Origin of the sequence: Clostridium sp. (assembly GCF_051278035.1) — a bacterium.
In the GTDB taxonomy this organism is placed as follows: Bacteria; Bacillota; Clostridia; order Clostridiales; family Clostridiaceae; genus Clostridium_AD.
Genome location: NZ_JBNMNU010000122.1, coordinates 1 through 12,866 on the forward strand (window position 1 = coordinate 1; position 12,866 = coordinate 12,866).

A 12,866-nucleotide genomic window follows, 5' to 3' on the forward strand; every position below is an offset into this window, starting at 1 on the left:
CTTAAAACGTTTTTGAATGGGTTTTACAAAAGTATGAAAGGAATATTCAGTCAAATTATATTTTTTATTTAATACATTGAATTGTTTATTTCGTTCTTTTCCTTTAGCCATTTTTAAAACCTTCTTGTATTCTTTAGACTGTCTCATATGATTATATCTTTTATACAATTCACCTAAACAGCTATTATAAATACCCCTACTTATTTCTAATTTCTTATTTAGAATACCTTCTTGATAAATTTGCGTATCTAATTTTAATGTTAAAATATAATTTGACATAATATCCATCCACCTCCTTTTAATATCTTGTTTTTTGATTTTCCACATATCTTTTTATTGTTTCACTACTTACATTACCTGCCGTTGATACAAAAAAATTTCTAGTCCACAAACTTGGCATCTTCTTTAATTCAATAAATTCATCTCTCAAAATTCTACTTGTTGCCCCTTTTATTTTTTGCATGATATCGGAAGGACTTAATGTTGGCAGACAATTTAAAAATATATGTGCATGGTCTTTATCACATTCAATAGCAATAATTTCGATTTCTATCTCTTCACATATATATTTGACCATATACTTAAATCTCACTTCTACATTAGGTATTAAAAATATTTTCCTTCTATATCTTGGGCAAAATATGAAATGATAGTTGATTAAACTTACTGTAGTCTTAGTTGTTCTATATTTATTTTCCATAATTTCATTATAACATCACCCGTGTATGTTGTCTATTGATTTATACACGAACGATAAAAATAATTTTGATTTCTTATGCTATCCATCCCACACCTAAAGGAATGGGCTTTTCGCACAAGTTCTTGTAATTTTAAAATAATGTGTCATAAAAAAATATGAAAGTATATTTTTGTTATTTTTTCATAATTCCATCGCTCCACATAACAGTATATTTACCTTCTGCGTTTTTAGGTTTTAATCTCAATGTATATATGGAAACTACCTCCCACATATAGCAAAAATAGAAACTAAAATAAATGCTGATAAAATGCCCCCTACAATAGTCTTATTTTCTGTATCTTCTCCATTCTTTACTTTTTTCATAATACAAACGATGTTGCCATACAATAACATTACTGCAATAGGTGCACCATAACCAAAAATAACAATCAAAATATCACCTCCTCTTATTCATCAACATAAAACTAATATAGTAAAATTATATAGTAATTTCTCGTTTTAAGATTTGTTTTTCTCATTCAGCATATTAAAATTTCTTTCTACACCACTTAAAATTGCAAATAATAATCCTATAATTACTCCAATTGCACAACCTATGTAAGTTCCCAAAAGAAGACCTATAATTCCAAATATTATTACATTAAAAAATGCTGTAACCCAATTGCTTGTTTTATCATTACTCATTTTTACATCTCCTTTAATGATTCTATGTATATTACAATAGTATATCAATCATCATCTGCAACAAAGTACCTCTCTTTTCCTTCTTCTGCTTTCACCTTTACTACTTCCATAGTTATATATAAATCTCATTATATATAAACAAACCAATAATAAAAATATGCTAACAGCACATATCTATAGTTATTTGTAGAATACTAAGGTTAATTGTTATAAATTATGGAGATGGTAATATGGATTACAAAAAAAATTCTTTTCTTATTATAAGATTCTCACTAATAGTCTTCTTATTTAGTAGCTTTCTACGCACAGCTATTATCTCAAAGGCTATTGCTACCGATACAACAGTAGCCCCAAAAATATTAGTAGAGAAACGGGGTACACCAAATTATGATTATATTATAGGGAGGGATAAGTGGCCTCATTACCGTGTATTCTTTTGGGTGCCTAAAAATGCTACTACTTTCACTCCTTATGCAGATACCGGGGTTAATACAGATGTTTCTAGTCACGGTGCTGCTGAAAAGTGGTCCGTAGTTCTTACGGACCAAATAAAAGGTGATGAAAAATTAGTGTTCATATATATACCTAAGACTTTTGTTTTTCTATATGGTAAAGGATTTGAAGACGTTATTCATTTAAGCTATACAAAGGAAAATAGAAATTAATGTAGAATTATAATATATGGGACTTTACTAAAAGTCTAAGGGGGATGTGTCAGTATGGATATCGAAAAAAATATGCTAGAACAAAGCAGGAAAATATTTTTCACTAATGAATTTGAAAAGATAAAAACTCATTATAAACAATTAAAAGATCTAGTGATCGAACTTGACCCAAGCGATCAAAATTATATTGATTATCTTGAATCGGATTTTAATAGGGCAATAGAAAAATTTATTAAAGAGGCTAGTATGGTCGAATAATTTATTGGGCGAAAGCATTTCGATAAAACCGAGGTGTAAATACACCTCAATAAATGAATTCGCTGTATCGCGAGTTCTTTTGTTTTAATTAGAGTTTGAACTTCTATAATATAAAAAACGAAAAAATTAGTTCACACTTTGTCTCTCGGTTCCATCAATTTTAACTTTCATATTATCATATTGCAAATCAGTTTTATAGTAAATCCATTCGCCTACAATGTTAATAAAAATGGCATCATCATCATTAATCTTTATGTCACCTGTTCCGTCTGTCTTCATCTTATAGAGTTTCCCTCCATCTGATAGATTGGAATAGTAAATCCAGTCTCCTGATACATTTAGATACTCTGTATTATCATAATTAATTGTTGAATAACTTGTCCCATCAATTTTTACTTTCATTAAATCGCCTCTTTCCCCATCAGCATCATTTGTTTCAAAATATAAATAGTCTCCTGAAACGTTTAAGAATGCCATGTTGGTAGCGCCAGATAACATGGTTAAGCCTGTACCATTAGTTCTTACCTTATGGATTTCGCATTCGCCTGAATCAACCCATGTTATATAATACACCCAGCCACCTGATACATTGACATCTAATGCGACTTCATTGTTTAATTTAGTTTTATGTGTACCATCTGTCTTCATCTTATACAGGCTTCCTTCATCCGAAGCGTTCATATAGTATATCCAGTCCCAGGCAACAACCATATAATAAGATGAGTCATCACTAAGTTTAGTTCTTTTCGTGCCATCAGTTTTTACTTTATACATATTATTTGTTCCACTCAAATATTCAATATAATAAACCCATTCGCCCGATACATTAATAAATGTTGCTACATCTTTACTTATTTCAGTTTTACCCGTTCCGTCAGTCTTTATTTTGTACAGAGTATTATTGTTATAATAAATCCAGTCACCTTGTTGTGCTACAAACCCAAAGTTACTGATATTTCCCTGTGTGTTTCCATAAACATTATTTGTTAAAACTGATTGAGGTACAACTCCTTCCCCACCCAGAACACATAATTGATTTATAGACGGTAGCTTCAAATTCAAATAATCGGCTGTTGAAATTGATAATATTTTATTCACTAGTATAATTGGAGATGAGGTTTTTGGAGCAAGGGCTTAACCAGCTAATGCATCCGGAAAATTATTACCGGTTGCAACATATGTTTTATCAAAAGATATGTCACTTGCAAACCTATTTAATATAGTGACATTAGTTACAAACCTGTCTGCTCCACCTAATCGCTCTGGAGAAGGTAGCTGTTGCATTACTTTATCACTTATTACACCAGTTCCACCAATAACAAATGCTTTTGTAACCTTGTTGTCTGTAATATATTTTTTAGCACTATCTGGGAATTGATTTTTGGGGGATAATATAATTGGCATTCCCTTATTTGCTGCAATTGGTGCTATGGAAAGCGCGTCTGGGAATCCTTCCCCTGTTGCAACAACTATTTCAGTACCCACATTAAATTTTTCTACAATATAATTAGCAATATTCAATGATGTTACATATCTATTATTCCCTGCCAATCTTGTAACTGTTAGATGATTTTGCTCTAACTGCTCTTTTATGGCTTTAGAAACTGCGCCCTCACCACCTACTATAAACACATTCTTTACATTTAACCTAATAAGTTCAGTATTGAGTGTGCTATCTAATGTTTTTCCTACCAAAAGAATTGGTGCATTTAACTGTTTAGCAAGTGGTGCAGCACTAAGAGCATCAGGAAAATTTTTACCTGTTGCCAAAATAACATTATCTGAATTTTGCCACCCTGACTTTGATATGTTAATCGCTGTTCCATACCGGTCTAGACCCTGAAGTCTTTGTGTTGTTGCTGCTAATACTTTATTTGAAGAGCTGAAAACAACTGCTAATAGTAAAATACTTGATAAAAAATAAATAAATAGTTTTTTATTTTTAATATATACCCTCCTATATTTTATAATTAAAAAATTACTAGAATCTCTGAAATTTACACTTATATAATATATGTTACAATAAATAGGATTTTATAGATACGAGTAAATTATGGAATACAGTATCTCATAAGCATTTTTAAAACTGCACGCAAAAAAAATCAGAAGGATATCTTCTGATTTTTTCGGATTTTGTTAAATTCATTTTTATTTACATAAAGGCATAAACTTAAACCCTTACATGGTATTAACACTAGTATTTTTTACACTTCGGCTTTTCTTTCCCCTCTCTCTCAAATGCTAGTAGCGCATTAACCTCGCCACCTAAGAGGATTATAATAGAAGTAATATATAGCCATAACATAAGTACTATAACCCCTCCTATACCGCCATACACACTAGAATAATTATTAAAGTTATTCACATAATATGCAAACCCTAGAGAAGAAAATAACCATCCCAGTGTACTAAAAATAGCTCCAGGAAATACTTCTTTCCACGTTAGTCTCCTACAAGGAGTAAAATGATAAAGCGCTGCAAAAATAAATACCATCCCACATAACGTCACCAAGTACCTTATAATATCCCAATTTAATATAAATTTACTAGACACATTAAATTTCTCAACAATAAGCCCACCTATTGCTTGACCAAATACAACTAAAGCTACGGCCGCTATAATAACCAGCGCAAGTCCTATCATAAAGCATATAGATATGAGTAATGTTCTCCAGTATGCTCTTGTTTCTTTCTCATCGTAAGCTTTATTTAGTCCCTTTATAATAGCTCTGAAACCACTCGATCCCGACCAAACTAAACCTATTACTCCTATAGAGAGTAAATTCCCCGTTTTTGAATCAAAAACATCTATAACTGTTGTAGAAATTAAATCAAAAGTACTCTCCGGCATTACTTGGCTTAAATATATTAGTACATCATTACTATTTAAATCACTATAACCAATCATACTAAGAAGCAGTAATAGAAAAGGAAAAAAAGATAACAATAAATAATAAGTAACTTGTGCTGCTAGAGCCGTAATATCATCATCAATAGCTCTAGTCGCGAGCTCTTTTAAGTCTTTTAACATACATTCACCTCACAATTTAATATGATTAATCCACCCGTGAAGGTCGGAATTTAGTATGTTCACCTTCATGGTTATAATATTTATTATTCTCTATATTTTAAACAAATAGACTTCGTTTTATTCGTACGCTAAAATTGAAATATTATTTTAAAAGCCCCCTACTACTCCATCAATTTACTGTAGCTAAATTTCTAAATGTGGCCATGCTTAGCTTCATTTGATTTTATGCACAACCTAGATAGAAAAAAACATTATACTGTTAACTATATTCAGACAATTAAAAATTTATCCACAATTCAGAAAAAGTTATCCACCAAAAGGGGATAACTTCTTATACTTATACACATAACAACCAATAAACTAGTAATATACCTATAATTTATGTAAATTAATCGATATTTTCAGAATAGTTATACACAGGCTTGAAAACTTAAGTCTTATCGCTTACATCTACAAATCACTTGAAATGTTCTTTACAGCGCATTTAATTACACTTATATCTTCACAAATAGGCTCTATAGCTTCTGGTATTTGCTTTTCAGTTTGACCTATCATATTCTTCTGAACTTCAGCTAATATTCCGATTTCACTATCTATACTCTCTAACCCAAGCGTGGTTTTATCGACTTTAATATTAAGACTTTTTATATCTTCTTTTACGCTATTTAAATCCCGTCTTATGGCTTTAAACTCATTAGTTACATCAGTTTTAAAAGTTGAAAACTCACTATGCATCTTTTCCATAAGTTCAGCCATCTTATCCTCCATACTATTACCACCTCTTAATATGCATCTGTATAATCTTACCTTTATTGTACCCAAAAAGGTTGTAAATTTCAAGCTCTAAATTATGGACCTTACATGATTTGAAAAATATATTTAAGAACTATAAACACTTGAACTCCAAGTATTAAAGGTATTCCTATGACAAACTTATTATGCTTAGTTTTATGCCTAAACAAACGCATCCCTATAAAAATGCCCAAGGCTCCAAAAGCCGCAGCTATGGTAAAAAGCGTATTCTCTGGTGTTCTCCATTTCCCTTTTCGTGACTTTTGCTTATCTGAATACATTATAAACACGCCAATTAAATTAATAGCTAAATAATAGTACAAAAATATTTCCATAATTTCCTCCTCTATTTGTAATGTAATAATACCATATCTTTTCTCCTTATTTCTGCCAGCGAGGAGCGCGTATATTCTAATGCCTTTTGACATATATTTCGTAATTGTATGAACTTTCTCCGCATGACTTGCAATCGGTCGCCCAAAAACATTGTAATTCCATACCTTACGCCAAAATATTATCTCCCGGGAAATGTTTCGCTACTTTTTTGGTTTTTTCTCATATATTTCTCTATGAACTTTTCTCCGCATCACAAGCCACGCTGGAGAATTTTCATACCTTATACCTCTACTGCTTCATCGATGCTAAACAAATACAAATAACTCGCCCCAACCTGCGTTTCAAGTGTTTGATTGATCGCCCTAGCATAATAGTCTAGCTGTGACTTATACTTCTCTACTAAAAGGCTTACCTCCCCATTCCCTACCTTGTCTGTTTTATAATCCACCAGTATTATCACTCCATTTTCCTCGAAATAGCAATCTATAATTCCTTGAAGAATTATCTTTTCCTCTCCATATATCTCTATTGGAAGGGTTTTATCTATCTCTGTAGAGTTAATCTCTATATGGAAGGGAATTTCTCTTTTTAACTTATTTTGGCCATATGCGCTTACCATTCTTTGACCTAATGGAGTTTTAAATAGCCTCACTAGCTTTTCTACTCGCACTGATTTACCCTCTTCTTCTGAAATTAACATTTTTTCGATATAAATATCTATTTGCGCCCTAATTTCACTTATGCTTGCCACCTTAGTTAAATCCAATCTTTGCAGTACAGCGTGCATAGCGGTTCCTTTTTCAGCTGGACTTAGACCTTTTATTTCTTCTAGAAATTTAGGCTTTTTTATAAGTCTTGGCTTATACATATTGTCCGAGGGACCTTCTGTAATTTCTTGATTATATTTTCTTTTTAGCTCCGTTACTGTAAGTACTGTTGGCATTTTTGTAGACATTTCATATTTATACACAAAACCTAACCTTTTATCTATGGCATCTTGGAGTTCCTTTTGGTTTTCACTTTCATTAAGCAAGCTTAACTTTTCCTGCGTACTTACAATGGCATTTTCCTCTGCCTTCTGATTTTTCGTTACTTCTTCCCTATTCCAGAATCTGATTTCAAAGCTAGCTGGATGCTTTAGTAGGGATTCATTATTATCATCTATTCCTATTAACTCTCTTAGCGGTTTTCCATCCTCGTGTCTTATTATCGCAGGGACTATCCAATCTAAATAGCCTTTGGCTTTTAATATCTCATATTCTCCAAGCTTTTCACCATTTTCCGAAAGTGCCGAGCTCATTCTTACTAAATTCTTCTCTATATTTCTCATCGCCCCAGTTATTATCAACTTTTCTTTTGCTCTTGTAAAGGCAACGTATAGCACTCTCATTTCCTCCGAAAGGCTTTCTATTCTTATGGTCTTTTTTAACGCCTCTTTTAAAACTGTGGGATAAGAGATTCTCCTTAATGGATCCACAAAATCCGGACCGAAGCCTAGTTCCTGATGAAATAATATACTTTTATTAATGTCCATTAAGTTAAAGTTTTTCCCTGCACCACTTAGAAATACTACTGGAAATTCTAATCCTTTACTCTTATGGATACTCATAATTCTAACTACATTTTCATTTTCACCTAGGGTTTTGGCACTTCCCATATCTCCGGAACTTACTTTTAGCTTATTTATAAAGTTTATAAAATTAAACAGTCCTTTATAACTAGTTTCCTCGTACTGCCTAGCTCTTTGGAACAGCACCCGCAGGTTTGCCTGTCTTTGGACTCCTTGAGGCATTGCTCCCACATAACCGTAGTATCCAGTGGTAGTATAAAGTAGCCAGATGAATTCATCGATGGGCATATAATTTCTAATTTCTCTAAAGTGGTTTAATTTTTCTATAAATTTTGTTAGCTTTTCATTTTCCCCTGTTTTTTCATGAGAAACCATAGCATCATAAAAGCACATTTCCCTTTGACCTATTCTTATATCTACTATTTCCTCTGAGGTAAATCCACCTATTGGAGAACGAAGGACTGAAATCATAGGGATATCCTGCCTTGGATTATCTATTATTTGTAGAAGGCTCATTATTATTTGAATTTCTATGGTGCTAAAATATCCTGTGCCAGTATCTGCATAAACCGGTATTCCCTCTAGCTTTAACTGTTCTAAAAAGGAAGGAGCCCAGTTTGAGGTGGCACGGAGCAATATTACAATGTCTTTATAGTCCACAAATCTGTAAGCTTTTATTTTCTTATCATATATCTTAAAAGGATCTGGCTTTTCTCTATTCATTAATTCGCTTATTCTTTTAGCTACAATCCTAGCTTCCAGTTCAATGTTAGTTGGAGTTTCATCCTCCGCGGTTGTTCCTTCCTCGCTTATTTCACCCTCTTCACCTTCTACGCTATCCTCTGTTATATCAGGCACTGCTTTTTCAATGAGATGTAGCTCCACGGGACCCCCAATTTCTGATCCATCTTTAAGATCCTCAAAATGAGCCCCTAAATTTAGTGCTTCTTCATCTGTGTAGTCAAGCTCCCCTATGTTTTTGCACATTACTTGCTTGAATATAAAATTCACTGCATTAATAACTGGCTCTCTACTTCTAAAATTCTTATATAGAGTTATTTTTCTCTTGCTATCGCCCTCTATTTTAGAATAACTATTGTATTTACCAAGAAACAGTTCTGGCTTTGCCTGTCTAAATCTATATATACTCTGTTTTACGTCTCCTACCATAAATAGGTTTGGCGTGCCTAATTTCTCTCTTGATATTATGTTTAGAATAGTTTCCTGAACCATATTGCTGTCTTGGTATTCATCTATTAAGATTTCATCAAACTTGTTTCGGAGCCCAATTGCAACTTTTGAAGGTTCTGGCATTCCTTCCGCGTCAAATACTACTTCTCCTGCTTCATCTCTTTTGGTTAATATATAAAGGCAATAGTGCTCAAAATCGTTAAAATCTATAATGGCTCGATCTTTCTTCTTTTGTCTGTATTTTTCCTGCAAATCTATGACTAGTTGTGATAGTTCCATCATTTGTGGGTAAAGTGTTCTTATATCTTGTAGTGACTCATCTGAAGCAGCTGAATACATTTGCTTTTGCACAGCTTGTAATTGTTTTTTTACTTTGTTTCTTATATCCTGAACCATCTTTTGTTTATCCTTATCTTTGCAACCCCTTATGGTTGGTAGCTTTTTAAAGACTAACGTTTCAAATGCGGCTGCTAAACTTTCAAAACTACTATTCGCAGCGCTTAAAAGGTCTGATAGATTAGCTAAGTCCTCTTTAAAAGCATCTCCGTAGACTTCTATAGCCTGATTTGACTCTACCATTTTCAGTGCTTTTAGCATTACTTTTTCTATTCCCTTTAGTTCTGTTTTAAGGTCTCTCATTAAAACCTGTGCCCAGGATGTATCACTAAAATTATAGCCTTCCTTTATGTTAAAGTCCTCGGCTTTGTCTTTTAACCATTTTATTGGATCTGTAGCACTCATTGCAAAGTTATAAAGGCTTAGAACTATAGCTTGAAGTCCTAGGTCTTCTTTGTTATTACTGTAGGATTCCACTAGTTGCAAAAAGCTAGAATTTTCTACTAGTTCGTTTTTACTTGTTGTTTCATCATTTCCCTCTTCACTTAAGGCTAGGTATCTATCTTCGAACATCTCTTCTAAAGCTTCTTGTTTTAGAAGCACCGCTTCTGTGGTGTCAGCTATTCGAAAATTCGGATCCAAATCCACTACATGAAAATTGCTTCTTATAACCTCTAGGCAAAAAGAGTGAATTGTTGTGATGCTGGATTTATTTAGTAGCGTTAATTGCCTTTGAAGTAGTTTACTTCCTGGATTTTTATGAAGCTCCACTGAAATTGCCTCTGCTATTCGCTCTCTCATTTCTGAGGCAGCGGCGTTTGTAAATGTAACTACTAAGAGCTTATCTATATCTGTGGGCCTATTTTCATCCGTTACTATTTTTATTATTCTCTCAACTAGAACTGCAGTTTTACCAGAGCCTGCCGCAGCTGCCACTAGAAGGTTACAGTCTATAGTTAATATAGCCATTTCTTGGTCAGGGGTAAAGTTAACCGCTTTCTCTTTTAATGGGGTTTCTTTATTTTCTACTTTGAGTTTAGTTGTCATTTTTTCTCCCCTCCAATGGTTTCTATATTTGAACTTAGAAGTTCCCAGATTTCCGCATCTTTTTTATCTTTTATTATCTTATAAGTATTTTCCTTAAGAGTAGCATCAAATTGGCATATAGATGTATATTTACAATAGCTACAAGGAGTGAAATCCTTTTTCTTGTAGGGCTTTATTTCTATATCCCCACTTAGCATTTCCTCGCATGTGTTTATAAGGTTTTCTTTTACATGGCAAAGCAGCGTTTCAAACTGAGCCTTTGTAGCAACCGAGGAATTCGCCCCTAAATCTCCATTTTGCTTAATAGATGCTGGCACAACTAGTGAGGCTCCCTCTATATTTCTATCCATTTCTCTAATAATTTTAGTATCTGATAAAAGAAGGCCCTTCATTTTCAGTGCTTTCATTATAGCTTTTTCTAGTTCCGCTTCGTCTAAATTGTTTTTAGCTTTTATAACTGGGTCATCTATTTTAAAATAAAGAATACCTGCTGGGAAAATTGGTTCCTTGGACGCTTTGTTTTCATTTGTCAGCATAGCATCTAAATAGGTAAGTAGCTGTATTTGAAGTCCGTAATATACGTCGGAGAGTTTAAAATCCTTGTTACCAGATTTATAATCTATTATCCTGTAAAATTCTTCACCCTCACTTACTAATTTATCAACCCTATCTATCCTGCCCACTAGATTTACCTTTTCTCCTGTGGATAGTTCTACAGCTATCGGTGGATAATCTCCATCTTGTACTCCAAAGGATACTTCATAGCCAAAGGGTTCAAAACCACTATTTTTCATTTGCTCAACTATTACATAAATAGTTCGCTTTAATACTCTTTTCAATCTTTCTGTAAAGTACTTATACCTGGGAGAACTGTTTAATATATACCCACTAGAGTTTCCCGCAGCTTCAGTTTCTACTATGGTGGAAAGATTCTCTTCGCACCAACCTTTTTCAAGATCCGCCCACTTTTTATTACTTTTATCCACAAGTTTCGAAAAATTATCTAGTACACTGTGCATAAAGCTACCGAGATCTGGGGATGAAAAGGTAAAAGACTCCCTTTCTTTAGCTTTTAGGCCATACTGGACAAAATATGCAAAGGGACACTCTTCATATTTTTCTATTCTGGATACACTAAAATAGTTTTTTTCTCCATAAAGCATGTGTACTTTTTCTTTTTCTAACATTTTAACTTCATTCTTATAGTCAAAACCCTCGAACATAATGCTAGTCTTTTCTCTAAAGCCAGGGTGGTTTTGGTACCATTTGTAAACCTGTACCCACATATCGGATATATGACCTTCTTCTAAGTATTTTCTAAGGACAAAAATAAGTCCATTAAAGGTGGGCGTCTTAGCACAGACCTGCTGCATTTGATGCTCAGTTAGTAAATCGTTGTCTTTGTCCTTGCCCGCATATTCTACTATATTATTTTCTTCTATTAATTCCTTAAACAAGGCTTTAAATCTTGATATTATAATGGAAGGTCTTAGAGTTTTACCTTCATAATCACCTATAGGATAACTTATAAACAGATATTTACTCGGAATAGTTATTGTGGCATAAACTAAATACTGCTCATTAAAGGCTTCAGTTTTTGTGTCATTTGCTATTTCTATTCCTTTTTCTTTTAGAATTACTCTGTCACCATCTGTAAATATCCCCTCTTCCCTACTCGCTTTTGGGAACACTCCATCATTTACCCCTATAATATATAAGGCAGTTACATCATGACTTTTTATACGGTCTACGCTACTAATTGACACGCCGTCAAGTGCTGGTGGGATTAGTCCCATCTTGTGTTTGCTAAAGCCCATTGACATCACCGATGAAAATTCCTCAAGAGATAAGTTTTCATCTCCTATAACTTCTACCATCTGATCCAAAAGTTCCATTACTAGGTTCCAAATTTTACTGTACTCTGTGACTTCTACCTGGTCTCCATTCTCTTTAAAATTCTCTATCCATATTTCTAGAGTTTTATATACATTTATGGTTTCTAGAAATTCGAAGAGAGCTGTGCAGATTTTAGTAGTGGTGTTTTTGCCTCTTAATTTTTCTTTTAAGGTTATTAGTGGCTCTATTACAAGCTCTCTTGTTTGGTTTAGGATTTTTATTGTAGCTTCTATTCTTTGTGTTTCCTCTGTTGGTTCTGGCTGTTCTTGCTTTTCTTCTGCTTTTAGAGCTTCCTGTGCGCTTCTCTTATAATAGTCTCTAAAATAGTATTCTATCTTTTCCTGCCAAAGCTCTAGATCT

At 33.3% G+C, this 12,866-nt stretch carries 12 protein-coding genes and 1 pseudogene; 2 read left to right on the plus strand and 11 right to left on the minus strand.

Going from position 1 to position 12,866, the window contains the following annotated elements; translation table 11 throughout:
- The 4 genes and pseudogenes from ACJAX4_RS16425 to ACJAX4_RS16440 all read right to left on the minus strand — a co-directional run.
- Positions 1–279: pseudogene (locus ACJAX4_RS16425) on the minus strand (RNA-guided endonuclease TnpB family protein); the annotation flags it as partial.
- 19 nt (positions 280–298) lie between these two features.
- Positions 299–700, minus strand: coding sequence for an IS200/IS605 family transposase (gene tnpA, locus ACJAX4_RS16430; protein ID WP_435790531.1), 402 nt, complete (start codon positions 698–700; stop codon positions 299–301).
- Positions 701–958: 258 nt separating this feature from the next.
- Complete coding sequence (locus ACJAX4_RS16435) at positions 959–1,132, minus strand: hypothetical protein (RefSeq protein ID WP_435790532.1); 174 nt, start codon at positions 1,130–1,132, stop codon at positions 959–961.
- 66 nt (positions 1,133–1,198) lie between these two features.
- Positions 1,199–1,384 (minus strand): hypothetical protein, encoded by a 186-nt coding sequence (locus tag ACJAX4_RS16440; RefSeq protein WP_435790533.1) that lies wholly within the window; start codon positions 1,382–1,384, stop codon positions 1,199–1,201.
- Between the two features lie 230 nt (positions 1,385–1,614).
- On the opposite strand from ACJAX4_RS16440, the gene ACJAX4_RS16445 reads away from it, so the two are divergent.
- Positions 1,615–2,049 carry a hypothetical protein gene (locus ACJAX4_RS16445; RefSeq protein ID WP_435790534.1) on the plus strand — a complete coding sequence of 145 codons (435 nt, stop codon included), beginning with the start codon at positions 1,615–1,617 and terminating at the stop codon, positions 2,047–2,049.
- Positions 2,050–2,103: 54 nt separating this feature from the next.
- Positions 2,104–2,307: a hypothetical protein gene (locus ACJAX4_RS16450; RefSeq protein WP_435790535.1), complete on the plus strand. Its 204-nt coding sequence runs from the start codon at positions 2,104–2,106 to the stop codon at positions 2,305–2,307.
- Positions 2,308–2,433: 126 nt separating this feature from the next.
- Here the strand turns inward: ACJAX4_RS16450 and ACJAX4_RS16455 are convergent, their stop codons facing one another.
- The 7 genes from ACJAX4_RS16455 to ACJAX4_RS16485 all read right to left on the minus strand — a co-directional run.
- A complete protein-coding gene (locus ACJAX4_RS16455; RefSeq protein ID WP_435790536.1) occupies positions 2,434–3,369 on the minus strand; it encodes a DUF5050 domain-containing protein in 936 nt (311 codons plus the stop codon).
- 72 nt (positions 3,370–3,441) lie between these two features.
- Positions 3,442–4,335 (minus strand): cell wall-binding repeat-containing protein, encoded by an 894-nt coding sequence (locus ACJAX4_RS16460; RefSeq protein WP_435790542.1) that lies wholly within the window; start codon positions 4,333–4,335, stop codon positions 3,442–3,444.
- A 166-nt stretch (positions 4,336–4,501) separates the two neighbouring features.
- Positions 4,502–5,338, minus strand: coding sequence for a YihY/virulence factor BrkB family protein (locus ACJAX4_RS16465; RefSeq protein WP_435790537.1), 837 nt, complete (start codon positions 5,336–5,338; stop codon positions 4,502–4,504).
- A gap of 450 nt (positions 5,339–5,788) precedes the next feature.
- A complete protein-coding gene (locus tag ACJAX4_RS16470) occupies positions 5,789–6,106 on the minus strand; it encodes a hypothetical protein (protein WP_435790538.1) in 318 nt (105 codons plus the stop codon).
- 89 nt (positions 6,107–6,195) lie between these two features.
- Positions 6,196–6,465 carry a DUF1294 domain-containing protein gene (locus ACJAX4_RS16475; protein WP_435790539.1) on the minus strand — a complete coding sequence of 90 codons (270 nt, stop codon included), beginning with the start codon at positions 6,463–6,465 and terminating at the stop codon, positions 6,196–6,198.
- A gap of 281 nt (positions 6,466–6,746) precedes the next feature.
- Entirely contained in the window at positions 6,747–10,610 is a 3,864-nt protein-coding gene (gene addA, locus ACJAX4_RS16480; protein WP_435790540.1) for a helicase-exonuclease AddAB subunit AddA, read from the minus strand.
- The coding region (locus ACJAX4_RS16485) for a PD-(D/E)XK nuclease family protein (RefSeq protein WP_435790541.1) at positions 10,607–12,866 on the minus strand (2,260 nt) is incomplete at its 5' end. The genes addA and ACJAX4_RS16485, both read right to left, overlap by 4 nt.